Below are 25147 nucleotides of genomic sequence, written 5' to 3' on the forward strand. Positions count from 1 at the left end.
CGATACGATCTCCAGCCCGCGTCTCGGTCCCGGCGGCGCGCACCGGTGTCCCCCGTTCGCGGTAACGTGAGCGTCCTATGAACGCCAAGTCCGACGTGCGGCTCCCCGCTGTTTCCGTGATCATGCCCGTCCTCAACGAGGAACGGCATCTGCGCGGGGCCGTCCAAGCGATCCTCGCGCAGGAGTACGCCGGCGAGATGGAGGTCGTGATCGCCCTCGGTCCGTCCACGGACCGCACGGACGAGATCGCCGCCGAGCTGGTCGCCGAAGACCCCCGCGTGCACACCGTCCCGAATCCGACCGGCCGTACGCCCGCGGCGCTGAACGCGGCGATCAAGGCCTCCCGGCATCCGATCGTGGTCCGCGTCGACGGCCACGGCATCCTCTCGCCGAACTACATCGCCACCGCCGTCCGGCTCCTGGAGGAGACCGGCGCGCAGAACGTCGGCGGCATCATGCACGCCGAGGGCGAGAACGACTGGGAGCATGCGGTCGCCGCCGCGATGACCTCGAAGATCGGCGTCGGCAACGCGGCCTTCCACACCGGCGGCCGGGCCGGACCGGCCGAGACGGTCTACCTCGGTGTCTTCCGCCGCGCGGCCCTGGAGCAACAGGGCGGCTACAACGAGGAGTTCATCCGCGCCCAGGACTGGGAGCTGAACTTCCGCATCCGCGAGGCGGGCGGCGGGATCTGGTTCTCGCCGGAGCTGAGGGTGTCGTACCGCCCGCGTCCCTCGGTGCGGGCGCTGGCCAAGCAGTACAAGGACTACGGCCGCTGGCGGCACGTCGTCGCCCGCTACCACTCGGGCTCCATCAACCTGCGCTACCTCGCCCCGCCGGCGGCGGTGTGCGCGATGGCCGCCGGCCTCGTGGTGGGCGTGGCGCTGACCCCGTGGGGCCTGGTGATCCCGGGCGGCTACCTGGCGGCGATCGTCGCGGGCTCTGTCCCGGCGGGCAGGGGCCTGCCCCTGAAGGCCCGGCTGCAGATCCCGGTGGCCCTGGCCACCATGCACATGTCGTGGGGCTTCGGCTTCCTGACCAGCCCCAGGTCGCTGGCGAGGAAGGTCATCGCCTCCCGGCGTCCGGCGGTGGCGAACTCCGCCTGACCCGTACGGCGCCTGACCCGTACGGCGCCTGACCCGTACGGCGCCTGACCCGTACGGCCACGGCCCGCGCGAACCGGCGCGAGCGCACGGCCACGCCCGCCCGCCCGCCCCGCCCGCGCGACGGGCACGGGCGGACGTCCCGGACGAACGGCAGGGCCCCTTCTCCTCGGAGAAGGGGCCCTGCCGCGTTTCACTACCAGCGGTAGACGTCGTAGACGTCCATGCACTTCGTCGTGTCCGAGCCGTTGACGGCGTCGCTGCCCTTGGGCAGGTCCCCCGCTTGCGGGGCGGACTGCTTCGGGTAGGCCGTGCCGGTGCGCCAGTCCGCGCCGACGACGACCGTGACTCCCGACACGTCGGTCGACTTCTTCACCGCGCTCAGCGGGATGCCGAGTGCCTTGGCCACGGCCTGGGCGTCGCCCTGCAGGTCCGCGCTGGGGTATTGCACGACCGTCCTGTCCTCGGACAGTGTGCCCGAGGTGTCGGCGGCCGCCCGGGTGTAGCCCTGCTGCGCGAGCGCCTCGCCGATCGCCCGGGCGCGCTGCGGCACCGGGCCCTCGGTGGCGGTCCGGGTGGCGTTCTGCACCAGTACGCCCAGCCGGCCCGGCTCGAGCGAGGGCTTCGCGGCGGGCTTGTCGGCCGCGGGCTTCTTCGCCCCGGACCCCTTGCCGTTCTTGTCGAACGGCACGTCGTCCTGGAGCATCTGCCACAGCTTGTCGGCATTGGCCTTGTCCGGCACGACGTGGTTCTTGTCGAGCGGGTCGGTCAGGTTCGGCATGGTCAGCGACGTGATGCGGTCCGACGGCACCGACTTCATCTGCATGCCCAGGCCGTACAGCTTCTTGACGGTGCCGATCTCCTCGGAGACCTTCAGCGACTTGGTGGCCGCCTCCGCCAGGTTCATCAGCCGCCCGGTGTCGGTGAACACGTTCTGGTGCCGGAGCGTGCGCATCATCGAGTTCAGGTACATGTGCTGGGCCCGGGCCCGCATCAGGTCGCTGCCCCAGGCGTGCCGGGTGCGCAGCCACTGCAGGGCCTGCTCGCCCTTCACCTTGTGCGTCCCGGCCTTCATCTTCAGGCCGGAGCCGCCGGAGACCGAGGCGGTCGGGCGGTCCCAGACGTTCTGCCTCACACAGACCTCGACACCGCCGATGGCGTCGGCCATCCGCACCACACCGGAGAAGTCGATCGTCATCCAGTGGTCGATGTAGACCCCGGTGAGGTTCTGCCAGGTGGCCAGGGTGCAGCCCGCCCCGCCCCGGGCCAGGCTGACGTTGATGATGTCGTTCGTCGCCGGGTAGACCTTGCCGGTCTCCGGATCCGTGCACCTCGGGATGTCGACCCGGGTGTCGCGCGGAATGCTGACCATGGACGCGCTCTCGCGGTCCGCGGAGAGGTGGATGAGCATCTGAACGTCCGCGAGCGGCGGGTCGCCGCGGTGGTCCCGGCTGCCGCCGAGTTTCACGTTCTCGGCGGAGTTACGGCTGTCCGAGCCGATCAGCAGGATGTTCAGCGGTGTCTGGCCGGCCGCGTTCGGCTCGGTCCGGTGCGCCTTGGAGTCGTCGGCGCTGTTGCGCTTGCCCTTCTGGATGTTGCCGTTGAGGTGCTGGTAGTAGAGATACCCGGCACCCGCCGTGCCGACTATCAGTACCGCCAGCACGATCGCCGACCAGCGCAGGGCGCGGCGTCTGCGCCGCCGCCGGTCGGTCTTCGTTCCACCCGCGCGCCGCCTGCCCTTGTGCCGTCCGGAACCGGCCGGCGCATCCGAGGCCTGCGGCTTCAGCGACATCGTGTCCTCGGCCGCAGGAGCCTCCCCACGCACCTCGCTCTGCGCCAAATCCCCCGCCCTCCCCACCCTCGCGCCATGCAACGGGCCCGTCCCGCGTCCAGTTAGACGCACGACGGGCCCATTGGGTTACCTATGAGTCTTGGCTCATCCGTAAGTCATCGCACAGGATACGCATTCGTACGAAAGCCAGCCGATCCGCGAATGATGAATTCCTGTCGCTTCGGGGTGTCTTGTGGCTATGAGGCGCACTGCACCTTGTCGGCCGTCGACTTGTCGACCGTCGGCGCCTTGGTCGCGGGAGTGAGGGAGACGCCCGCCTCCTTGAAGTCCTTGCCGAGGGTCAGCGTCATCGCCGGCAGGCCCTGGGAGTTGGTCACGCTCTTGCCGGGCTTCAGCGCGGAGCCGGACAGCCCCATGACGGCGGCCAGCCGGCGCGCCTGGGCCGCCTGGTCGGGCGCGTACTCGAGCGTGGTCCTGGCGAGCGCGGCGGGGGCGTTGCCCGCGTTCTCCGACTTGGTCACGCCCTCGTCGTTCTGCAGCCAGTTGAGCACCGACTGGGCGCTGCCCCCCGCGGCCCCGCCGTTGAGGATGCGCACCCGCACCTCGGAGGCGGGCGCCTTGCCGCCCTTCAGCCGGGCGGCCTGGGCGTCCTTCGCGGCCTTCTGCTTCTTCTTCACGTCGGTGAAGGAGACGTCGTTCTTGATGGCGTCGAAGACGGCGGGCGCCTTCGACTCGTTGAGGACGACCGTCGTCTTGACCTTCTCCGCAGGGTTGTCCACGACCGGCACCGTCGTGAACGTCAGGTTCTTGGGGTTGAGCTTGCCCAGCTCCAGACCGAGGTCCTTCAGCTTGCCGATGCTGTCCAGCTTGCTGTCGACGGTGAGCGCCTTCGTGCCGGTCTCCGCCAGCTTGACCATCTTCGTCGGGCTGGTGAGCGTGGCGTTCCCCTTCAGCTTGCGCATCAGCGCGCTCAGGAACTGCTGCTGCAGGGCGATCCGGCTCAGGTCGCCGCCGAAGCCGACGGAGTGCCGGGTACGCACGAACGCCAGCGCCTGCTCGCCGGAGATGTTGTGCGTGCCCTTGGAGAGCTTGAGGTGCGAGTCCTTGTCGTCGATGTCGTGGGCCAGGCAGACCTCGACACCGCCGACCGCCTCGGTCAGCGTCTTGACCGCGTTGAAGTCGGCGACCATGAAGTCGTCCGGCTTGATCCCGGTCAGCTCGGTCACCGTGCGCATGGTGCAGCTCGGCGTGCGGTCGTCCTGCCCGAGGCTCGTGTTGAAACGGGCGCTGTCCGTGCCCCCTATGACCTTCTCGGTGCCGTCCTCCTGCTCCGTCGGGCAGTCCGGGACGTTCACGATCAGGTCGCGCGGGATGCTCAGCGCGGTGGCGTTGGACCGGTCCTTGGAGACGTGCAGCAGGATCGTGGTGTCGGCGTGCCCGACGCTGCCCGCGTCGCCGTAGCCGTCGTTGCCCTGGCCGGTGCGCTTGTCCGTGCCGATCAGCAGGATGTTGATCGCCTCGTCCTTACTGAAGCCACCCGTGCTCGCGCCGTCGTCGGAGATGGACGTGATGTTGTCGTTCAGGTGCTTGATGTAGAGGTAACCGGCGGCCGTCACGGCGACCAGCACGAAGGCCATGGACCCGCCGGTCCACAGCAGCACCTTCTTCGCCTTCGACTTCTTCTTCACCGGCCGCCGGGCCGCGCGCCGCCCCTGCGGCGTCTCCGGCTCGCCGCCCCGGCGCCGGTTGCGCGGCGGCGGCACGTCACCCGGGCGCACCCTGCGCGGCTCCCGGGGCTCGCCGGTCGCCGGTTCCGCACGGCGGCGCGGCGCAGGGCCGTCGCCCCGCGCCGGTCTACGGGGACCGGGCACCGGCGACTGCGCTGGGGAAGGGCTCAGTCGCAGTTCGTATTCGCCGGTGTTCGGATTGAGTACCCACTGGTCTGCGGGGTCGATGTTGTCCGCCCGCCCACGGCCTTGCGCGTCCACGGTTGTCCGAATCCTCCGTCGGGGCCACGCGGCGCCTTCCCCCTACGAGGCGCTCGGGTCTCGGTGAATCGGTGCGCGACCCCAGGACGGACCTTGCGGCCAGGTGCACCGGATCGCTCACACTATCCGCCCAGTTCAGCGTCGAGCGACGCCGATGACAAATTCGTCGTGCCTACAACTGGGCAATCCCCCTCATATTCCGAACGAACGTCCACCGACCTCGTGATCGTCCTACGCGCAGGAGCGCTCGGCGGCGGTGTTCCCGGAGAAGGTGGGGGCGGGCGAGGTGCCGCCCCTGCCGCCCTTCTCCGTGGACTTCCCGGGAATCTCCTGTGAAGGATCCCGGGTCACCGTGACCGGCTGGTCGGTCCGCAGCCGCCCGAACAGCCTCTCCGCCTCCGGCTCCACGAGCTGATCACGGTTGGCGTCGTAGCCGTACGACTTCCTCGGCACCGTCAGGAACTGCACATGTTCGGTGGGGATGTCACGCAGTCCGCGCACCAACTGGTACAAGCCACGCAGACTGGCCAGTTCCGGATCGGTGGTCAGCGAGGAGGTCGCCGCGTCCAGCACCGGATACAGCTTCGCCGGATTCAGCAGGACGCCGTTGCTCTGCGCCTTGTCGGCGAACGCGCCGAGGAACCGCTGCTGCCGCTCCATCCGCTCGGTGTCACTGCCGTCACCGAGCGACTTGCGCGCCCGCACGTACCCGAGCGCCTGCTCCCCGTCGAGGGTCACCCTGCCCGCCGGCAGCCTCAGCTTGGCCGCCTTGTCGTCGATGGGTTCCTTCAGGCACACCGCCACCCCGTCGACGGCGTCCACCATCTCCTTGAACCCGCTGAAGTCGACGACCATGTGATGGTCGACCCGGACGCCCGTCAGCTTCTCGACGGTTCGGATCGTGCACGCCGAACCCCCCACCTGGAAGGCGTGGTTGAACATCGAGAACACCGGCTCGCTGCGGCTGCCGTCGGCCCGGTGGCAACCGGGGACGTCCACCATCAGGTCCCTGGGCAGCGAGACGGCGGTGGCGCTCGCCCGGTCCGCGGCCAGGTGCAGCAGGATCGTCGTGTCGGAGCGCTCGGTGCCGAGATCCCGCCCGTACTTGCCGTTGCCGTCCCCCGAGCGGGTGTCGGATCCGATGAGCAGGACGTTCAGCGCGCCCCGTACCAGTGCCGTGGGCCGCTCCCGTTCGTACCGGGCCAGCTCGGCGGCGGCCGCCTCGTCGGCGGTGATGTTGCCGTTGAGCTTGGCGTAGACGGCCCAGCCGGCCCCGCCGGCCGCCAGCAGCAGCCCGGCGCCGCCCAGCGCCGAGCCTCGCAGCCACCGCCGCCGGTGCCGACGTACGAGTCCTTCGCCGGTGGCGGAGGCGCCCGGGCCGGGGCCGAGGGGTCTGCCTGCGGTGTCGGTCACGACCGGGCACCCCCTCATGGCGTACGAGCATCCAGTTGCTGCTCCTACGACGATGGCGGGGAAGGCGCGCCCAAGGCGCCCTTTGCTACTCCGGACGGGGGAACCGCGGCCCCCCGGGGGGCCGCGGGTCGGCATGCGCGCTCGGTGCCGTCACGGAGGGTGCGGCGCACCCGGAACGGGCGGTCGGCGATCGCCGGAGGCGGGTGGCGGCGAAGCCGCACGGGAGCGGATTCGCCGCCGGGCCGCGGTGGGCCCGTCGCCGTGGACCCGCGCGGCGAGTGTGCTCCGCAGTCCTGGCGCCGGGCCGCGGTGGGCCCGTCGCCGTGGATCCGCGCGGCGGGTGTGCTCCGCGGGCTAGCGCCGGACCGCGGTCACCCTCTCACTCTCGATCCGCTTGGCGAGCGCCTCCTCGTCCAGCCGGTCGAGGTGACGGCACAGCACCACGGACCCGCCCGCGGCCAGCGGCGAGAACAGCCCCGCGCCGAGCCCCTCCCAGGTGTCGTACGGCAGAGCGGACAGCATGCGGGACCCCGGCCCGGTCAGGTCCAGGGACGGCGCCGCCGCCGAGGCCAGTTCGACGACCTCGGCGCCGCTGTACTCGCGGCCGGCCACGACGAGGGCGGGCTCCTCCGGATCCACCGGAGCGAACGGGGCGAACCGGTCGCCCTGGCCCGGGACTTCGACGGCGTAGTCGAGGAAACCCTGCGGCGGCTGCGGGAATCGCCCGCCGAGCGGACGCAGGGCCAGCGCGACCCGCTCGCCACGGCAGGCACGCGCGGCCTCGAGCGAGTCCGGCCCGCTGACCACCACGTCGGCCACCGCCGGGTCCCCGGCGACGTCCGCGATCACACCCACCGAGGAGCAGGCGAGCAGCCACACCGCGGTCTGCCAATGCGCGGGCAGCAGCAGCGCGACCCGGTCGCCCGGGCCCGCGGAGAGGTCGCCCTGAAGGAGGTTGGCGGTCTTGGCCACCCAATTGGCGAGGGTGGCCACGGACAGCTCGACACGTTCGCCCGTGGCGTCGTCGTAGAAGGTCACCAGGGGGCGGCCGGGATCCGCGGCGAGCGCGGAAGTCAGCAGGTCGGCAGGGGTGCGATCGGTGGCGTTCACCCGGGACAGGGTACGCGTGGGCGGACGCGCGCACCGGGCTCCGGGGCCACCGGTTCGGCGGAACGTTCTCCGACGGGTCGTCAGTTCACCGATGGACAGATTTGTATGACTATGTCCAAGATCATGGGCATGCGTGGATTCCTCACTTCACTCCTCGGCGCCTCCGCGCTCGTGGCCTCCTCGACCGGCGTCTCGTCCGCCGCGCCCCTCGCCCGTCCGCCGGCCCCGCCCACGGACGCAGCCGTCGCGGCCGCCGCACCCTCGACGGCCCGTGCGATCGGTGCGCCCTCCGTGTCCCGGTCCCGCGCGTCCGGGACCGGGGGAAGCACCCGCTCGCTGCCCCTGGTCCCCCTCTCCCGGGACCGCGTCGCGGGCGCGGCACCGGAGCGGGGCCTGTACCGCGCGGGCATCGACCGCTTCTCGATGGTCGGGATCGTCTGGGACGACCCCGACACCGAACTGAACGGCCTGGTCCAGGTGCGCACCAGGTCCGCCGTGTCGGGGCGGTGGTCGGGCTGGGAGGACGTCGAGACCCACAACGCCGACCACGGCGCCGACCCGGGGACGGCGGAACGGACCTCACTGCGGGTGCACGGGGCGACCGCGCCGCTGTGGGTGGGCGACTCGGACGGCGTGGACGTGCGCGTCCGCGCGGAAGCCGCCGGCCTGCGGGGCGGACACGGCGCGCGGCTGGGGGCGGCGCTGCCCTCGGGGCTGCGCCTGGAACTCGTCGACCCGGGGGAGGAGCCGCCGCCGGTGGGCGCACCCCTCGACGAACCCCGCACCGGGCTGACCACGGAAGAGGCGATCGCCGCCTCGGCGACCAACACCGACGTCACCGGCTTCGGCGCCACCGAGATCCCCGAGCTGGACCGGTCGGACACCGAGAAGGAACTGGCCCGGCTCCAGGGTCCGGTGGAGGCCAAACCGCACATCGGGCCGCGCCCGCGGATCGTCACGCGCCGGGGCTGGGGCGCGGACGAGTCGCTGCGCCAACGCGGGTTCGTCTACACGAAGAAGGTCAAGGTGGCGTTCGTGCACCACACGGCCTCGGGCAACAAGTACACGTGCGCCCAGGCCCCCTCGGTCATCCGCAGCATCTACCGCTACCACGTCAAGAGCATGGGCTGGCGGGACATGGGCTACAACTTCCTCGTCGACAAGTGCGGAACCATCTACGAAGGCCGGGCCGGAGGCGTGACGAAGGCCGTCCTGGGCGCCCACACCCTCGGGTTCAACACCAACAGCATGGGCATCGCCGTCATCGGCAGCTACGGCAAGAGCAAGCCGTCGGGCGCGGCGGTGACCGCGGTCGCCAAGCTCACCGCGTGGAAACTCGGGCTCTTCAAGGGCAATCCGCGCGGAAAGACATATCTCACCTCGGGTGGTGGGAATCTCTACCCCAAGGGAAAGAGCGTACGGCTGAACGTGATCTCCGGACATCGTGACGGATTCGCCACCACGTGCCCCGGCAAGACGCTCTACGCCAAACTCGGCACGATGCGTTCCAGCGCGGCGCGCTACCAGGGGCGCTGAGTTCCGTACCGCCGGGCGGAAGGGCGGAAGGGCGGAAGGGCGGAAGGCCGGGAGGGCGGGAGCGGCGGGAGCGGCGGACGGGGGAATCCGGGCCGCGATCCCGGGGGACACCGCGCGGCCGTCGGGGCGTCGCCGGCCGGTCTGCATACACTGACCGGCCGAAACGAGTAGTGACGAGTAGTTCGGCCGGTCCCGGCAGGAAGCAGAGACGACAGGTGACAGAAGCGATCCTCCTGGTCGGCGGCAAAGGCACCCGGCTCCGCCCGCTCACGGTGCACACTCCCAAGCCCATGGTCCCGGCGGCCGGTGTGCCGTTCCTCACCCACCAGCTGGCCAGGGCGAGGGCGGCGGGCGTCGAGCACATCGTCCTCGCGACGAGCTATCTCGCCGAGGTCTTCGAGCCCTACTTCGGCGACGGTGCCGCCCTCGGCCTGCACATCGAGTACGTCACCGAGGACGAGCCCCTCGGCACCGGCGGCGCGATCCGCAACGTGGCCTCGCGCCTCCACTCCGGTCCCGACGACCCGGTACTGATCTTCAACGGCGACATCCTGACCGGACTGGACATCAGGGCCCTGGTCGGCACCCACGAGTCGACGGGCGCGGACGTCTCCCTGCACCTGACGAGGGTGACCGACCCGCGCGCTTACGGCCTCGTCCCGACGGACGGCACCGGCCGCGTCCTCGCCTTCCTGGAGAAGCCGCAGACGCCGGAGGAGATCGTCACCGACCAGATCAACGCGGGGGCGTACGTCTTCCGCCGCTCGGTCATCGACACGATCCCGGCGGGCCGGCCGGTCTCCGTGGAACGCGAGACCTTCCCAGGTCTCCTCACCGCCGGGGCTCACCTGCAGGGCCTCGTCGACTCCACGTACTGGCTGGACCTCGGCACCCCGGCCGCCTTCGTGCGCGGCTCCGCCGACCTGGTCCTCGGCCGGGCCCCGTCCCCGGCCGTGCCCGGCCGCTGCGGCGACCGGCTCGTCCTGCCCACGGCGAGGGTCGCCCCCGACGCCAAGCTGACCGGCGGCACCGTGGTCGGCGAGGGCGCCTTCGTGGCGGAGGGCGCCCACGTCTTCGGCTCGGCCATCCTTCCCGGCGCCGTCATCGAACCGGGCGCCGTCATCACCGACTCCCTCATCGGCACCCGAGCCCGGGTCGGCGAACGGTCCGTGCTCACCGGCGCGGTGATCGGCGACGGCGCGGTCGTGGGCGCCGACAACGAGCTGCGGGAGGGAGTACGGGTGTGGTGCGACGCCCGCATCCCGGCGGGCGCGGTGCGGTTCTCCTCGGACCAGTAGCCGCGATGTCCCGGGGGGCGCGCCCGAAGGGCGCGGGGAACCGCGCGACCGGCCCCCGGCGGCCCGCGGACGCGCCGCGATGGGAGCCACACCGCGGCTCCCCGGGCGACCGCCCCCCCGGCGGCCCGCGGACGCGCCGCGAGGGGAGCCACACCGCGGCTCCCCGGGCGACCGGCCCCCTGCGGCCCGCGGACGCGCCGCGAGGGGAGCCACACCGCGGCTCCCCCCGGGCGGTGCGGCGCCCCCTCCCGGGTCGCACTCGCGCGAGGCGGAGGGCGGCTCCCGGCCGCCCCCGCCTCGCGGGCGGCTCCCGGCCGGTCCCGGCACCGCTCGCCTCAGAGCAGGCCGATGTCCACCCGAGGCATCTTCGGCACCCGCCGCGCAGGTGTCTGCCCGCTCAGCAGGATCAGCCGGGCCGCCCGATGCCGCTGCCCGGCGTACGGCTCCAGCAGGCGCAGCATCTCCGCATCGTCGGCATGCCGGTCCCGGGCCAGCGCCCAGCCCACGATCCCCGGCAGATGGAGGTCTCCCACGGTGACGGCGTCCGCGGCACCGTGACTGCGCTGTACGACCTCCGCCGACGTCCACGGACCGATGCCGGGCACCACCTCCAGGCGTGCCCGCGCCCGGTCCGCCGGCATCCCCACGGCCTGCTCCAGCCGCTCGGCGACCCGTACGGCACGCAGGATCGTCGAGGCCCGCTTGTCGTCGACGCCGGCCCGGTGCCACTCCCAGGACGGAACGAGCGCCCAGGTCCGAGGCGCCGGCATCACCCACATCGGCCGTTCGCCCACGCCCGCGGGACCCGGCGCCGGCTCCCCGAACCTCCGGACGAGCAGCCGCCAGGCCCGGTACGCCTCGTCGGCCGTGACCTTCTGCTCCAGCACCGACGGGATCAAGGACTCCAGCACCAGACCGGTCCGCGTCAGCCTGAGCCCGGGCCGCCGGTGCCGGGCCAGTGCCACCACCCGGTGCCGGGGCACGAACGCCGCCGGATCGTCGGCCGCGCCGAGCAGCTCGGGCAGGCCGGCCAGCAGCCATTCGGCGCCGGGCCCCCAGGCCTCGCCGAGCACCTCACCGCCGTATGCCCGCACCCGCAGCGTGCCCGGACCGGCGGGCGTACGGGCGGTCCGCCACACGGACCCGTCCGCCGTGGCCCGGAACGTCGGGTCGCCGGGCCCGCGCCGCAGCGGCCCGAGCACCAGAGCGAGGTCGAGCGGCCCCTCCGGCGTCCACCGGAGCACCCGCGCCGGGGCCGCCGCCTGACGCGGTATCCCGGTGCGCGCCCCCGCGGGTACGCCCACATGTCCACCGCGCACGGTCGTACGCGTGGGGCGCGGCGCGAAGCGTCCTGCCATCGGTAGGTCCTAGGGGTGGTGGGCCGCCCTGCGAGAAGGGCTGTCCGGTGGGACGGGCTGTCCTACGAGAGTAGTGAGGCCGGGCGGTCGTCGGGACTCGCCTGCGCCGAAACTCACCGCACCTCGATGAACGCCGCCGCGTCCCGCTCCGGACGCGGCCTCGGCTCCTCGGCGGGATGACCGACGGCCACCGCCCCCATGGGGTCCCACCCGGCCGGCAGCCCGAGCACCTCGCGCACCACGTCCCGGCAGAACATCGTCGACGACACCCACGCCGAGCCCAGCCGCTCCCCGGCCAGTGCGACCAGCAGATTCTGCACGCCCGCGCCCGTCGCGACGACGAACATCTCCCGCTCGGCGCCGTCCCGCCGGGTGTCCCCGTACCGATGGGAGCCGTCCATGACGAGGCAGGGGACGACGAGATACGGCGCGTTGCGCAGCACGTCGCCGCGGCGGACCCGCTTGGCGACGGACTCCTCGCTCTTGCCGTCCCGGCGCAGGTCGGCGATCCAGGCGTCCCGCATCGCGTCCAGCAGCCGGGTCCGGGACTCCGCTGACTCCAGCAGCACGAACCGCCACGGTGTGGTGTGGTGCGGGGCGGGCGCGGTGACCGCCGCCGCGACCGCGCGCCGTACCGCGCCGGGGTCCACGGGCTCGTCGGTGAAGGCCCGAACCGTACGCCGCTGGGTCACGGCCTCCCGGACCGCCTCGGAGGTGCCGAGCCGGAACATGTCGTCCCGCGCGGAGCGCACCAGCGCCCGCGCGCCCTCGCCGTCGCCGTCGGCGACGACGTGCGGCAGCCCGCGCACCACCGCGACCGGCCGCCCGGTGGCCTTGCCCTTGACCAGGTCGCCCGCGGCGGCCAGCTCGTCCGCCGTGGCGACCACCGTCGCGCTGAGCGGGTTGCCGTGCGCGTCCGTGCCCCCGCGCAGGTCGTCCAGCACCCGCACCCCGGCGGCGCCGATCGCCACGTCCGTCAGCCCCGCGCGCCAGGGGCGCCCGAAGGTGTCGGTGACGACGACACCGACGTCGACGCCCAGGGCGTCGCGCAGGCCGTCGCGGATCGCGCGTGCGGACGCGTCCGGGTCCTCCGGCAGCAACAGCACCGTGCCCGCCGGGGTGTTGGAGGCGTCGACCCCGGCGGCGGCCATCACCAGACCCTGCCGGTTCTCCACGATGCGCAGCGCGCCGCGCCGGGCCACGACCCGGGTCGTCTCGGCGTCGATGGCCGCCTCGCGGTCGGCCGCACGCACCAGCCGGCCCTCGGCCTTGGAGACGATCTTGGAGGTGACGAGCAGCACGTCCCCGTCGGCCAGCCCGGGCCCGGCGGCGGCGATCAGCTTGGCGAGATCGTCGCCCGGCTGCACCTCGGGGATGCCCTCCAGGGCCCGTACCGTGTACTGCGGGCACTCCTCGCTCACGCCCCCCGCACCTCCTCGGCCAGTGTCAGCGCTTCCCGCGCCATCTGCGCGGCCGCGTCCACGTCGGTCATCATCAGCGGTACGGCCCGGCAGCGGATGCCGTCGGCCTCGATCCCCTCGATCGCGCCCGCGTCCACCGTGTCGACCAGCCAGCCGTCCAGCAGCCCCGAGCCGTAGTGCCCGGCGACCGCGGCGGCCGTGGACTCCACGCCGACGGCGGCGAGCACCTTGTCGGCCATCCCGCGCACGGGCGCGTCCCCGACGATGGGGGAGAGGCCGACCACGGGCACGCCCGCGTCCGCGATGGCCTCCCGGATGCCGGGCACGGCGAGGATCGTGCCGATGGACACGACCGGGTTGGACGGCGGGAAGAGGATGACGTCGGCCGCGGCGATGGCCTCCAGGACGCCCGGCGCGGGCTTGGCCTGCTCGGCGCCGACCGGGACCACGGCCTCGGCCGGGACGGAGGCCCGCAGCCGCACCCAGTACTCCTGGAAGTGGACGGCCTTGCGCTCGCCGTCGACCTCGACCGCGACGTGCGTCTCCACCCGGTCGTCGGTCATCGGGATCAGCTTCACACCCGGCTTCCAGCGGTCGCACAGCGCCTCGGTGACCGCGCTCAGCGGATAGCCGGCGCCCAGCATCTGCGTCCGCACGATGTGCGTGGCGAAGTCCCGGTCGCCGAGCCCGAACCAGTCCGGGCCGACGCCGTAGGCCGCCAGCTCCTCCTTGAGGTGGAAGGTCTCGTCGGTCCGCCCCCAGCCCTGCTCCTCGTCGATGCCGCCGCCCAGCGTGTACATGACCGTGTCCAGGTCCGGGCAGACCTTCAGCCCGAAGAGGTGGATGTCGTCGCCGGTGTTGCCGATCACCGTGACGTCCGAGTCCGGCACGGCCCGCTTCAGACCGCGCAGGAAACGGGCACCGCCGATGCCGCCTGCCAGAACCACAATGCGCATGGGCCAAGTCTTGCAGGCCGGTACGACAACGCGTCAGGCAGTCACCGAACGCGGCCGCGTGCGGGCCTGGCAAGCCTGCGCGGTGTGCATCGGCATCTCGGTCAGGCCGGGATGGTAGACGTGCAGGCTGACCGCAGGCTCCAGGGCGTCGTTGACGACCTCGTGCGCGTACCCCGGCGCGAACACCCGCTGCGCGCCCGCCGCCAGCGCGCGGGTGCCGCGCCCGGTGTGTTCGGTCAGCGTCCCCTCCAGCACGGTCAGCACCCCGGAGGAGCGGCCGTGGTCGTGCAGGCCGCTGCCCTGGCCGGGCACCCAGGACAGCAGCCACACCTCGTATCCGGGGCCGGTGCGCAGCCGGTGGTACCAGCGGATGGTGGCGTCGTAGCGGACGAGATGCGCCCACTGGGAGCGGTCGGTGGCGATCGACCGGGCGAGGCCGGCGAACTCGGCGACGGTGGCCGGGTGCTCGCGCGGCGGCTGGAGCAGGTGCGCGGCCTCGAGGATGTCGCCGGCGATCTGGAGGTCGTTGTCGCTGTTCATGGGGATGCGGTGGTCCTCGGCGGGAGAAGTGGGGGCCGGAGCTGGGGGGCGCGTACGGTCCGCCCGGGTCACGGACGGGCGGGATGCCCTGGGTGAGGGATCACGCGGGATGCCCTGGATGAGGGATCACCGGGAGGGACGCGACCGAGCCGGAAGGGACTCGGGACAGCCGGAGCGGGCTCGGCTCAACAGCTGGGACAACAACAGCGACAGCGCGCGCGGGCAGCACCGTGGGACCCGGCGGTGCGGGTCGAGGTGGAGGCCGAGTTCGCGAGCATGCCCACTAGGACACCGGCTCACACTCGCACTGTCAACTCGACGCCCGGTATGTGGGACATGTTTCACCTCATCCGGTTCATCTTTCAGGTGAAAGGTTTGTTCACCTGGGCACCGGGACACATGGGGCACATCCGAGCGCACGAGCCTCACGGAACGCGATCGAACACGGAGGCGTCCTTCTCCGTACAGAGTTCTGTACGGGATTCGGCCATCCCGTGGGTCTCTTCTGCGTGTCAAGGTTTATGGCGATTTGAACACTTTCCGCACGGCCTTGGTTCCGCAGAGTGAATAACGGGCCCAATAGCAGATCTCGGCTTGACTCGCCCGGAGCAGCACACTTGTAATTTCACTCGTGTCGTTCAGCCGAAATCGGCATCGGCTACGCACGGGGACGCGAAGACAGACGAGGGGCGCACATGACCGAGCTGGTGCAGCAACTGCTGGTCGACGACGCGGACGAGGAACTCGGCTGGCAGGAGCGCGCGCTGTGCGCCCAGACCGACCCCGAGTCCTTCTTCCCCGAGAAGGGCGGCTCCACCAGAGAGGCGAAGAAGGTCTGCCTCGCCTGTGAGGTCCGCTCCGAATGCCTCGAGTACGCCCTCGCCAACGACGAGCGATTCGGCATCTGGGGCGGTCTGTCCGAGCGGGAACGCCGCAGACTCAAGAAGGCCGCCATCTGAGACGGCTGTCCGGCCGCGCGCGGCACGCGCGCCCGCGCACCCGCGTACACACACGAGTCGTCGCGAACGGCCCGTCGCCGATGGGTTATCCACAGGCGGCGGGCCGTCGTCATGGCCAGCCGATAGTGTGGGCGCTCGTCCGAGACGCCCCGCTGTCCCCTCGCCCCCCGAGGAGTCGCAGGCGTCCACCGCAGTCCATCGAACCGGGGCCCGTACCTCGATGTCCGTGCACAGCCATGCGGCAGCCCAACACGACGCCGCCACCGCCGTGTTTGACCCGACCCGCCCGCCCGAGTTCCCGCGCCATGTGGTGACCGCGGTCCTCGTCTCCCACGACGGTGCCCGCTGGCTGCCCGACGCGCTCGCCGGCCTGCTCGGCCAGGAGCGCCCCGTCCAGTACGCGGTGGCCGCCGACACCGGCAGCGCGGACGACTCGGCCCAGCAGCTCACCGACGCCCTGGGCGACGGCCAGGTGCTGCACCTCGCCCGCCGCACCGGCTTCGGCCAGGCCGTGGAGGAGGCGAGCCGGACGGCCCCGGTCCTCACCCCCGAGGAACTGCCCTACCTCAAACGCCCCAGCGGCTGGGACCCCGTCACCCGCAGCTGGCGCGACGACGCCTACGACCTGCCCGAACTGCCGCACGGCGAGCCCATCCACTGGCTGTGGCTGCTGCACGACGACTGCGCCCCCGAACCCGACGCCCTCGCCCAGCTGCTCCGGGTCGTCGACAACGAACTCGAACTCGGCCGTGACGACGTCGCGGTCGTCGGCCCCAAGCTGCGCGGCTGGTACGACCGCCGGCAGCTGCTGGAGGTCGGTGTCTCCATCGCCAGCTCCGGCCGCCGCTGGACCGGCCTGGACCGCCGCGAACAGGACCAGGGCCAGCACGACCACGTCCGCACCGTGCTGTCCGTCTCCACCGCCGGCATGCTCGTCCGCCGCGACGTCTTCGAACAGCTCGGCGGCTTCGACCGCCGGCTGCCCCTGATGCGCGACGACGTCGACCTGTGCTGGCGCGCCCACTCGGCCGGCCACCGCGTGCTGGTCGCCCCCGACGCGGTCGTCCGGCACGCCGAGGCCGCCTCCCGCGAGCGCCGTACCGTCGACTGCGCGGGCCGCACCACCGCCTCACCGCACAAGGTGGACAAAGCGGGCGCCGTCTACACCCTGCTCGCGAACACCCGGGGCGCCGCCCTGCCCTGGGTGCTGCTGCGGCTCGTCCTCGGCACCCTCCTGCGAACCGTCGCCTACCTCGTCGGCAAGGTCCCCGGCCAGGCCGTCGACGAGATCCGCGGCCTGCTGAGCACCCTGCTGCGGCCCGAGCGGATCATCGCCGCCCGGCGCCGCCGCGGCGCCGGCCAGATCGACAAGGCGGAACTGCGCCGGCTCTTCCCCCCGCCCGGCGCCACCGTCCGGGCCACCGTCGAGCAGGTCGCGGGCAACTTCACCAGCGGCTCCGAGACCGACACCACCTCCGCCGGCCGGCACGGCGGCGCCGTGGAGTCCGGGCCCGGCGGCGACGACGCGGACTTCCTGGAGATCGAGCAGTTCGCCCGGCTCAGGCGGATCGCCCGCAAACCCGGCCCGGTGCTCTTCCTGCTCCTGCTCCTGGTCTCGCTCGTCGCCTGCCGCGGCCTGCTCGGCGGCGGCGCGCTCGCGGGCGGCGCCCTGCTGCCCGCCCCGGCCGGCGCCGGCGACCTGTGGGCCGCATACCTGGACGCCTGGCACTCGGTCGGCACCGGTGGCACCCCGGCCGCACCGCCGTACCTCGCGATCGTCGCGACGCTCTCCTCCCTCCTGCTCGGCTCCACCGGACTCGCCGTCACTCTCCTGCTGGTCTGCTCGGTGCCGCTCGCCGGATGCACCGCCTACTTCGCCTCCCGTCCGCTCGTCACCTCCCGGCTGCTGCGCGCCTGGGCGGCCGTCGCCTACGCCTTCCTGCCCGCCACCACCGGCGCCCTGGCCGGCGGCCGCATCGGCACCGCCGTCCTGGCCGTGCTGCTCCCGCTCATCGCGCGCGCGGGCATCGCGGCGAGCGGCCTCGCGAGCCGCAGCGGCGCCCGCGGCAGCTGGCGCGCCACCTGGGCGTACGCGCTGCTGCTGACCATCACCACCGCCTTCACGCCGATCGTCTGGCCCATCGCCCTGATCCTCGGCCTCGGCGTGCTCGTCCTGCGCCGCGGCGACCTCCTCGCCCACGGCCTGCGCTTCCTCGCCCAGCTCGGCACCCCACTGCTGGTCCTCGCCCCCTGGTCGCTGACCCTCCTGCCGACCGGCTTCTTCCGCGAAGCGGGCCTGGACTACGGCCCCTCGACCGCCTCCGCGCTGGATCTGCTCGGCTCCAGCCCCGGCGGAGCCGGCACCGTGCACGGCCTCATGCTCATCGGCATCGTGCTCGCCGCCCTCGCCGCGCTGCTGCGCTCCGAGCGGCAGCTGGGCGTCCGCACCGCCTGGGCCGTGGCCCTGCTGGGCCTCGTCTTCGCGGTCCTGTCCAACCGGTCCGCCTGGGCCGGCCCCGCCACCCTCGTCTACGGCATCGCGCTGCTGTCCGCCGCGGCCCTCGGCGCCGACGGCGCACGCTCGCGCGTGGCCGAGCAGAGCTTCGGCTGGCGCCAGCCCGTCGCCGCCCTCATCGCCTTCGCCTCCGCCGCGGGCCCCCTGCTCGTCGCCGCCGGCTGGATGATCGGCGGCGCCGACGGCCCCCTGGAGCGCCGCGACCCCGCCCAGGTCCCCGCGTTCGTCGCCGAGGACTCCGCCGGCGGCGACCGGGCGCGCACCCTCGTCCTCGACAGCGACTCCGCCGCACGCGTGCGCTACACCCTGGTCCGTGGCTCCGGCGCCCGGCTGGGAGACGCCGAACTGACCGCGGCCGACGGCGAGAACACGCGCCTGGCCAAGGTCGTCGCCAGCCTCGTCGCCGGCTCCGGCGCCGACCAGGCCGACGAACTCGGCGGCTTCGCCGTGCGCTACGTCCTGGTGCACAAGGGGGCGCCCCGCGAGATCACCCGCATCCTCGACGCGACACCCGGCCTGGCCCGGCTCAGCCAGCAGGACGGCAGCGCCCTGTGGCGCGTCGACCAGGAGGTCTCCCGCGCCGCCATCGTGCCCGACGGCGGTTCGGGCAAGGCCCAGCCGGTCCCCGCGGGCCCGGTGGAGATCCACACGACGATCCCCGCCGGATCCGGCGGCCGCGTCCTGCGGCTGGCGGACGGCGTCTCCGACGGCTGGACGGCCACCCTCGACGGCAAGCCGCTCACCCGCACCACCGTCGACGGCTGGGCCCAGGGCTTCCGGCTGCCGTCCGCGGGCGGCAGGCTGGACGTCGTCCACGACGACCCCATCGGCCACACCGCCTGGCTGTGGGCACAGGGCGCACTCGCGATCGTCCTGGTCGTCCTCGCGCTGCCCGGCCGCCGCCGCGACGTCGACGACGACCTCCCCGAGGAGCAGCCCGTGCCCGCCCAGGCCACCGTCGGCGAGGGCCGCCGCGCCCGCCGCCTGCGCGCCCAGGCCGAGGAACCGGCCGCCGGGGAACAGCCCGGCACCCCGCCACCGCCGGCCCAGGCCCCGGCCGCCGTACCGCACCAGCAGTCCTACGACGAGTGGGACCCGGCCACCTACACGGACGCCGGATACCCCGGCTACGGAGCCGGCCAGTACCCGGACGGGCAGTATCAGGCCGGCGGCTACGACCAGCAGGCCTACCCGCCCGACCCGTACCAGGCCGCCCCGTACGACCCCTACGCCTACGGCGGCACGAGCGAGCAGATGCCGTACGACCCGACGGCCTACCAGCAGGGGTACGACCCGGCGTACGACCCCGCCCAGCAGGGCTACGACCCGGCCCGGCAGCCGAACGGCACCGGCAGCGAGCGCCCCGACGGGAGCCAGCAGTGAACCGCACCACCCTGTCCCTGATCGCCGGCACCAGCGCGCTGGCCGCCGTCACCGCGTTCGCCGCGCTGGACAGCCCGTCCGCCTCCGGCGCGGCCGCCCCCGGGGTGGCCGCGCGGCTGCCCGTGGAACGCACCGGCCTGCTCTGCCCGGCGCCGAGCATCTCGGACATCGCCGAGACGTCGTACACGTCGTTCACGCCCGTCACCCAGGGCAGCCCGAGCGGCGGCAAGGCCCAACTCCAGGCGGCCACGGTGGAGTCGGCGGCCGGTGCGGACGGCTCCCGGAAGGGCGGCCGGGGCAAGGACACCAGGAAGAAGGCGGACCGGCCGGTGCTCACGCCGAAGGCGCCGGGCACCCCGGTCACCGGCGACACCTCGGGGTCCGACACGCCCGCGCTGATCGGCACCGCCGACGGCAGGTTCGCGCCCGGCTGGACCGTTCAGCAGACCACCGAGGTCGCCGCCGGCACCGGCCGCGGCCTGCAGGGCGTCAACTGCGGCGCCGCGGACACCGAGTTCTGGTTCCCGGGGGCCAGTACGGCCACCGGCCGCACCGACTACGTGCACCTGACCAACCCGGACGACTCCGCGGCCGTCGTCGACATCGAGCTGTACGGCAAGGACGGGGCGCTCAAGTCCCCACTGGGGGAGAACCTCACGGTCAAGCCGCACACGAGCGAGCCGATCCTGCTCTCCACGCTCACCGACGCGAACGTGAGCGACCTGACCGTGCACGTCGGCGTGCGCAGCGGACGGGTCGGCGCGGCCGTGCAGGCCCTGGACGACAAGTCCGGCGGCGACTGGCTGGCAGCGGCCACCGACCCGGCCGGCAGCCTGGTCCTGCCCGGCATCCCCGAGGACGCCACCGACGTCCGCCTGATCGCCTTCACGCCCGGCGGCGACGACGCCGACCTGAAGGTCCGCCTCGCCTCGCCCGACGGCCCGATCACCCCGGCCGGGAACGAGACGGTGCACGTCAAGTCCGGCATGACCACGGCGGCCGACCTCGGTGACGTCACCCGTGGCGAGGCGGGCTCGCTGCTCCTCACCCCCACCGACCGGGCGGTCCCGGTCGTCGCCGCCCTCCGCGTCGTCCGCGGCAAGGGCGACAAGCAGGAGACGGCCTACATCCCGGCCACGGCCCCCGTCGGCACGCGCGCGACGTCGGCCGACAACAGCGCCAAGGGCACCACCCTCGCGCTCACGGCGCCCACCGCCACCGCCACGGTCAAGGTCACGGCCTCGGCGGGCAGCGAGGGCGGCACCGCGGTGACGAAGACCTTCACGATCAAGTCCGGCACCACCCAGAACGTCGCCGCCCCGGCCCCGTCCGGACTGAAGGGCACCTACGCCCTGACGGTCGAACCCGTCTCCGGCGGCCCCGTCTACGCCTCCCGCACGCTCGCGGCCACGGAGGACGGCGTGCCCGGCTTCACCATCCAGACGCTGCCGAACGACCGGGGGACGGTGTCGGTGCCGAGGACGGACCAGGACCTGTCGGTGCTGCAGAAATAGGCGGCCCACGACGGCGCGGGGGGCGGATCCTCCCCGCGCCTAGTCCTCCCCGTACCGCGGATCCACCGTCTCCGGGGTCAGTCCCAGCAACTCGGCCACCTGCTCCACGACCACCTCGTGCACCAGCGCGGCCCGCTCGTCCCGCCCCTTGGTGCGGATCTCCACCGGCCGCCGGTACACCACCACGCGCGCCCGCCGCCCGTCACGCGCGGGGATGATCCCGCCGAGCGGCACGGTGTCGTCCGCCCAGCCCGCCAGCTCGCCCCGGCCCTCCGGCCTGGGCACCTCCAGCACGAGGAAATCGATGTCCGCCAGCTGCGGCCACCGCCGCTCGAGACGCTCCACGGAGTCCTGCACCAGATCCGCGAACACCTCGGCACGGCTGGCCGCCAGCGGCACCTGAGGCGGTGCGATCGGCCCCCGCATGCCCCGCCCGTGGCGATCACGGCGACGGGGCCCGGGGCCGGCGGCACGGGGCGGTACACGGTTGTCCATCACCGGTGAAGCCTAGTCCCCGCAGGCCCCGCCCGCCCGGCCCCACGCGGCAACCGGCCACGGGCGGCCCCCTGTCGCGGGATGACCGTTCCGGCCAAGGTCTGGCTCGTTCCCGTAACCCTCCAAGACCGCCAAACTCAAGGCTATTGATGGGGTTTATGCCGAATCATGACCGAATGCAGTCAGGCCGCGGACCGCTCAAGTCCCCGTCCGTGCAGGTCAGAGTGGCCTGTCGGCGGGGGCGTGTGGGGCGTTTCACAGGACGACACGGTGGAGTGACCTGGGGGAGAGTCGTCGCGGCCCGGTCAAGAGTGCGGTACCGTCCAACGTCGTGAGCCCTGTACGTCGCTGTTCGCGCACCGCCTGCGGCCGACCCGCCGTCGCGACGCTGACGTACGTCTACGCCGACTCGACCGCGGTCCTCGGCCCGCTCGCCACCTACGCCGAGCCCCACTGCTACGACCTGTGCGCCGAGCACTCCGAGCGCCTCACCGCCCCGCGCGGCTGGGAGGTCGTCCGCCTCCTCGACGGTTCCGCCCCCGCGCGGCCCAGCGGGGACGACCTGGAAGCGCTTGCCAACGCCGTGCGCGAAGCGGCCCGTCCGCAGCAGCGGGCGGCCCAGGCGGGCGGCGGGGCCCGCACCGCGGACCCCATGGAGGTCGCACGCCGCGGCCATCTGCGGGTCCTGCGCTCCCCGGACAACTGAGCCATCGGCGCGCCGCCACCCCACGCCCCACCTCACCCTCGGTCACGGTCGCGGTTCCACGGGTCGTCCACCACCCGGTGTCCGCGTACCTCCCCCGCACTTCCGGCGGGTAGTTTGTGGGCACCCATAGAACCTTCAGGAGGGTTGGCCGTGACTGCTGATCTGTCGCAGATCGTGAAGGCGTACGACGTACGCGGAGTGGTCCCGGACCAGTGGGACGAGTCACTGGCCGGACTCTTCGGTGCGGCCTTCGCGCAGGTGACGGGTGCGGCGGCGATCGTCGTCGGCCACGACATGCGGCCCTCGTCCCCCGGCCTGTCCCGCGCCTTCGCGCGCGGCGCGGCGGACCGCGGCGTGGACGTCATCGAGATCGGCCTGTGCTCCACGGACCAGCTCTACTACGCCTCGGGCGCGCTGGACCTGCCCGGCGCGATGTTCACGGCCTCCCACAACCCGGCCCAGTACAACGGGATCAAGCTGTGCCGTGCGGGTGCCGCCCCGGTCGGACAGGACACCGGTCTCGCGCAGATCCGCGAACTGGTCGAGAAGTGGCTGGAGTCGGGGGCTCCCGAGCCGGCCGCCGAACCGGGAACCCTCACCGCCCGCGAGACGTTGGAGGACTACGCCGCGCATCTGCGGTCCCTCGTCGACCTCACCTCCATCCGCCCCCTGAAGGTCGTGGTCGACGCCGGCAACGGCATGGGCGGCCACACGGTCCCCACGGTCTTCGCCGGCCTCCCCCTGACACTCGTCCCGATGTACTTCGAACTGGACGGCACCTTCCCCAACCACGAGGCCAACCCGCTCGACCCGGCCAACCTCGTGGACCTGCAGAAGCGGGTCCCGGCGGAGGGCGCCGACCTCGGCATTGCCTTCGACGGCGACGCCGACCGCTGCTTCGTCGTGGACCAGCACGGCGACCCGGTCTCCCCGTCCGCGGTCACCGCGCTGGTCGCCGCGCGCGAACTGGCGCGCAACGGCGGCAAGGGCACGATCATCCACAACCTCATCACCTCCCGCACGGTCCCCGAGGTCGTGCGGGAGAACGGCGGGACCCCGGCCCGCACCCGCGTGGGCCACTCCTTCATCAAGGCCGAAATGGCCCGAACCGGCGCGATCTTCGGCGGCGAGCACTCCGCCCACTACTACTTCAAAGACTTCTGGAACGCCGACACGGGCATGCTGGCCGCCCTCCACGTCCTGGCCGCCCTCGGCGGCCAGGAGGGCCCCCTCTCCGCCCTCGTCGCCCAGTACGACCGCTACACGGGCTCCGGCGAGATCAACTCCACGGTCGCCGACCAGAGCGCCCGCCTCACCGCGATCCGCACCGCGTACCAGGACCGCGCCGACGTCACCCTCGACGACCTCGACGGCCTCACGGTCGCCGCGGCCGACTGGTGGTTCAACGTGCGCCCCTCCAACACCGAACCGCTCCTCCGCCTGAACGCGGAGGCGAAGGACGAGTCCACGATGACCAGGGTCAGGGACGAGGCCCTCGCCATCATCCGGGCCTGACGACCGCGGGCCGGAAACTCCCGGACGGCGCCCGCGCCGGCCACACCCCCCGGCGTGCCCCTCACCGGCGGTACGCTGACCAGCACATCCACAGAGCCGTACCCGCCTTGAAGGGACACCCCATGCCGCTCGAAGCCGGTCTCCTGGAGATCCTCGCCTGCCCGGCCTGCCACGCCCCCCTGAAGGAACAGGACGCCGAGCTGATCTGCACCGGCCAGGACTGCGGCCTCGCCTACCCCGTCCGCGACGGCATCCCGGTCCTCCTCGTGGACGAGGCCCGCCGCCCCGGGTAGGCCCACCGACCTCGAACAGCGAGGACCGGCCCCCTCGAACGGTGAGCCCGCCGCCCGAATGGCGAGGCCCCCTCGCGCTCCACCCCCGCACCGGACCCCGGCAATCGGAAGAGGCCGCTCCCCATGCTGGACGAATCGCTGCTCGACACCCCTGAGGCCCTCGCCGAGGCCGACCGCCGAGGCCTGCTGCGCGGCGCGGCGGAGGCCGGCGCCCGCGTCCGTACCGCCGCCCGGCACGCCGCCGAGGCCGGGATCGGCGGCCTCAAGCCCGACGGCCGGCCCCGCGCCGTCCTGATCGCGGGCCCCGGCGCCGCCGCCACCCACACCGCCGACCTCCTCGGCACCCTGGCCGGCGCCGGCAGCCCCGTCGTCCGGCTGGCCCCCGTCGGCGTCGCCCCGGCCGCGGGCGCCCTGCGCTGGGAACTGCCGGGCTGGGCCGGTTCCCTCGACCTGCTGCTGATCGCCACCCCGGACGGCAGCGAACCCAGCCTCTCCCTCCTCGCCGATCAGGCCTACCGCCGCGGCTGCTCGGTCGCCGCCGTGGCACCGGCCGCCACCCCGCTCGCCGAGGCGGTCGACGGCGCGCACGGCATGTTCGTACCGATGGCGACCGCACCGTACGACCATGAGGAACCGCTCGCCGCGTCCTCCCCGGGCGTCTTCTGGGCCCTGCTGACCCCGCTGCTGGCACTCCTGGACCGCATCGGCCTGCTCAGCGCACCACCGGACGCCGTGGAGAAGGTCGCCGACCGCCTGGACCACGTCGCGGAGCGCTGCGGCCCCGCCATCGCGACCTACAGCAACCCGGCCAAGACCCTCGCCTCGGAACTCGCCGACGCGCTGCCCGTGCTGTGGACGGAGGGCGTCTCGTCGGGCCCGGCGGGCCGCCGGTTCGCCGCCGCCCTCGCCGAACTCGCCGGCCGCCCCGCGCTCGTCGCCGAACTTCCCGAGGCGGTCGCCGCGCACAGCGCCCTGCTCGCCGGTCCGCTCGCCGCCAGCGCCGACCCGGACGACTTCTTCCGCGACCGCGTCGACGAGGCTCCCGCGCTGCACGCGCGCGTGGTGCTGCTCCGCGACCGCCCGCTCAGCGGCCTCAGCGCCGCCCCCACCGCCCGGGACGCGGCCCTCGGCCACGACACGCCGATCAGCGAACTCGAACCGGAGGCGGGCGGCGAACTGGAGACCCTCGCGGAACTGATCGCCGTCACGGATTTCGCCGCCGTTTACCTGGCGCTCGCTTCGAGGGCCTGAC

Annotated in this window: 19 protein-coding genes; 10 read left to right on the forward strand and 9 right to left on the reverse strand. The window is 73.2% G+C overall.

The genetic code is table 11. From position 1 onward, the window contains the following. Positions 1-77: 77 nt before the first annotated feature. Positions 78-1106, forward strand: a complete 1029-nt coding sequence (locus ACGFT2_RS28515) for a glycosyltransferase family 2 protein (RefSeq protein WP_393283417.1) — start codon at positions 78-80, stop codon at positions 1104-1106. A 193-nt stretch (positions 1107-1299) separates the two neighbouring features. On the opposite strand, the gene ACGFT2_RS28520 is transcribed toward ACGFT2_RS28515, so the two are convergent. The 4 genes from ACGFT2_RS28520 to ACGFT2_RS28535 form a co-directional block, all read right to left on the reverse strand. After that, positions 1300-2943 carry an LCP family protein gene (locus ACGFT2_RS28520; RefSeq protein WP_393283420.1) on the reverse strand — a complete coding sequence of 548 codons (1644 nt, stop codon included), beginning with the start codon at positions 2941-2943 and terminating at the stop codon, positions 1300-1302. A gap of 188 nt (positions 2944-3131) precedes the next feature. Then, on the reverse strand, positions 3132-4883 hold the full coding sequence (locus tag ACGFT2_RS28525; protein WP_393283422.1) for an LCP family protein: 1752 nt from the start codon (positions 4881-4883) through the stop codon (positions 3132-3134). A 231-nt stretch (positions 4884-5114) separates the two neighbouring features. Continuing rightward, complete coding sequence (locus ACGFT2_RS28530) at positions 5115-6314, reverse strand: LCP family protein (protein WP_393283425.1); 1200 nt, start codon at positions 6312-6314, stop codon at positions 5115-5117. Positions 6315-6650: 336 nt separating this feature from the next. Next, positions 6651-7406, reverse strand: coding sequence for a TIGR03089 family protein (locus ACGFT2_RS28535; protein WP_393283428.1), 756 nt, complete (start codon positions 7404-7406; stop codon positions 6651-6653). Positions 7407-7517: 111 nt separating this feature from the next. On the opposite strand from ACGFT2_RS28535, the gene ACGFT2_RS28540 reads away from it, so the two are divergent. Both ACGFT2_RS28540 and ACGFT2_RS28545 read left to right on the forward strand, forming a co-directional pair. Then, the gene (locus tag ACGFT2_RS28540) at positions 7518-8942 is read left to right on the forward strand and encodes a peptidoglycan recognition protein (RefSeq protein WP_393283498.1); all 1425 of its coding nucleotides are present in this window, start codon (positions 7518-7520) and stop codon (positions 8940-8942) included. 215 nt (positions 8943-9157) lie between these two features. Next, positions 9158-10240, forward strand: coding sequence for a sugar phosphate nucleotidyltransferase (locus ACGFT2_RS28545; RefSeq protein WP_393283430.1), 1083 nt, complete (start codon positions 9158-9160; stop codon positions 10238-10240). Positions 10241-10575: 335 nt separating this feature from the next. Here ACGFT2_RS28545 and ACGFT2_RS28550 read toward each other — a convergent pair whose 3' ends face one another. The 4 genes from ACGFT2_RS28550 to ACGFT2_RS28565 all read right to left on the reverse strand — a co-directional run bounded on the left by ACGFT2_RS28550 (position 10576) and on the right by ACGFT2_RS28565 (position 14515). Then, entirely contained in the window at positions 10576-11598 is a 1023-nt protein-coding gene (locus tag ACGFT2_RS28550) for a DNA-3-methyladenine glycosylase family protein (RefSeq protein WP_393283433.1), read from the reverse strand. Positions 11599-11711: 113 nt separating this feature from the next. Next, positions 11712-13019 (reverse strand): coenzyme F420-0:L-glutamate ligase, encoded by a 1308-nt coding sequence (locus ACGFT2_RS28555; RefSeq protein WP_393283436.1) that lies wholly within the window; start codon positions 13017-13019, stop codon positions 11712-11714. Next, positions 13016-13975, reverse strand: coding sequence for a 2-phospho-L-lactate transferase (gene cofD, locus ACGFT2_RS28560; RefSeq protein WP_393283438.1), 960 nt, complete (start codon positions 13973-13975; stop codon positions 13016-13018). Before cofD ends, ACGFT2_RS28555 begins: the two co-directional genes overlap by 4 nt. 33 nt (positions 13976-14008) lie before the next feature. Beyond that, positions 14009-14515: a cysteine dioxygenase gene (locus tag ACGFT2_RS28565; protein ID WP_393283441.1), complete on the reverse strand. Its 507-nt coding sequence runs from the start codon at positions 14513-14515 to the stop codon at positions 14009-14011. Positions 14516-15210: 695 nt separating this feature from the next. Here ACGFT2_RS28565 and ACGFT2_RS28570 point away from each other — a divergent pair. The 3 genes from ACGFT2_RS28570 to ACGFT2_RS28580 all read left to right on the forward strand — a co-directional run bounded on the left by ACGFT2_RS28570 (position 15211) and on the right by ACGFT2_RS28580 (position 20886). After that, positions 15211-15474, forward strand: a complete 264-nt coding sequence (locus ACGFT2_RS28570; RefSeq protein ID WP_010986447.1) for a WhiB family transcriptional regulator — start codon at positions 15211-15213, stop codon at positions 15472-15474. A 220-nt stretch (positions 15475-15694) separates the two neighbouring features. Beyond that, the gene (locus tag ACGFT2_RS28575) at positions 15695-19372 is read left to right on the forward strand and encodes a glycosyltransferase (protein WP_393283444.1); all 3678 of its coding nucleotides are present in this window, start codon (positions 15695-15697) and stop codon (positions 19370-19372) included. Next, entirely contained in the window at positions 19369-20886 is a 1518-nt protein-coding gene (locus ACGFT2_RS28580) for a DUF5719 family protein (protein ID WP_393283446.1), read from the forward strand. The genes ACGFT2_RS28575 and ACGFT2_RS28580 overlap by 4 nt, the downstream gene beginning before the upstream one ends. Positions 20887-20925: 39 nt before the next feature. Here ACGFT2_RS28580 and ACGFT2_RS28585 read toward each other — a convergent pair whose 3' ends face one another. Beyond that, complete coding sequence (locus ACGFT2_RS28585) at positions 20926-21312, reverse strand: metallopeptidase family protein (RefSeq protein ID WP_393283449.1); 387 nt, start codon at positions 21310-21312, stop codon at positions 20926-20928. Between the two features lie 400 nt (positions 21313-21712). On the opposite strand from ACGFT2_RS28585, the gene ACGFT2_RS28590 reads away from it, so the two are divergent. From ACGFT2_RS28590 to ACGFT2_RS28605, 4 genes are all read left to right on the forward strand, one after another. Further along, on the forward strand, positions 21713-22087 hold the full coding sequence (locus ACGFT2_RS28590; RefSeq protein WP_393283452.1) for a DUF3499 domain-containing protein: 375 nt from the start codon (positions 21713-21715) through the stop codon (positions 22085-22087). A gap of 150 nt (positions 22088-22237) precedes the next feature. After that, on the forward strand, positions 22238-23602 hold the full coding sequence (locus tag ACGFT2_RS28595; protein WP_393283454.1) for a phosphomannomutase/phosphoglucomutase: 1365 nt from the start codon (positions 22238-22240) through the stop codon (positions 23600-23602). Positions 23603-23724: 122 nt separating this feature from the next. After that, positions 23725-23895, forward strand: coding sequence for a Trm112 family protein (locus tag ACGFT2_RS28600; RefSeq protein ID WP_216725222.1), 171 nt, complete (start codon positions 23725-23727; stop codon positions 23893-23895). 123 nt (positions 23896-24018) lie between these two features. Then, positions 24019-25146, forward strand: a complete 1128-nt coding sequence (locus ACGFT2_RS28605) for an SIS domain-containing protein (RefSeq protein WP_393283458.1) — start codon at positions 24019-24021, stop codon at positions 25144-25146. The last annotated feature ends 1 nt before the right edge of the window (position 25147 follow it).

Origin of the sequence: Streptomyces sp. NPDC048514 (assembly GCF_043199955.1) — a bacterium.
In the GTDB taxonomy this organism is placed as follows: Bacteria; Actinomycetota; Actinomycetes; order Streptomycetales; family Streptomycetaceae; genus Streptomyces.

Coding starts and splice junctions, on each gene's coding strand:
- ACGFT2_RS28515 (WP_393283417.1), top strand. CDS start 78: ATGAACGCCAAGTCCGACGTGCGGCTCCCCGCTGTTTCCGTGATCATG.
- ACGFT2_RS28585 (WP_393283449.1), bottom strand. CDS start 21,312: ATGCGGGGGCCGATCGCACCGCCTCAGGTGCCGCTGGCGGCCAGCCGT.
- ACGFT2_RS28550 (WP_393283433.1), bottom strand. CDS start 11,598: ATGGCAGGACGCTTCGCGCCGCGCCCCACGCGTACGACCGTGCGCGGT.
- ACGFT2_RS28600 (WP_216725222.1), top strand. CDS start 23,725: ATGCCGCTCGAAGCCGGTCTCCTGGAGATCCTCGCCTGCCCGGCCTGC.
- ACGFT2_RS28530 (WP_393283425.1), bottom strand. CDS start 6,314: ATGAGGGGGTGCCCGGTCGTGACCGACACCGCAGGCAGACCCCTCGGC.
- ACGFT2_RS28540 (WP_393283498.1), top strand. CDS start 7,518: ATGTCCAAGATCATGGGCATGCGTGGATTCCTCACTTCACTCCTCGGC.
- ACGFT2_RS28565 (WP_393283441.1), bottom strand. CDS start 14,515: ATGAACAGCGACAACGACCTCCAGATCGCCGGCGACATCCTCGAGGCC.
- ACGFT2_RS28575 (WP_393283444.1), top strand. CDS start 15,695: ATGTCCGTGCACAGCCATGCGGCAGCCCAACACGACGCCGCCACCGCC.
- ACGFT2_RS28570 (WP_010986447.1), top strand. CDS start 15,211: ATGACCGAGCTGGTGCAGCAACTGCTGGTCGACGACGCGGACGAGGAA.
- ACGFT2_RS28605 (WP_393283458.1), top strand. CDS start 24,019: ATGCTGGACGAATCGCTGCTCGACACCCCTGAGGCCCTCGCCGAGGCC.
- cofD (WP_393283438.1), bottom strand. CDS start 13,975: ATGCGCATTGTGGTTCTGGCAGGCGGCATCGGCGGTGCCCGTTTCCTG.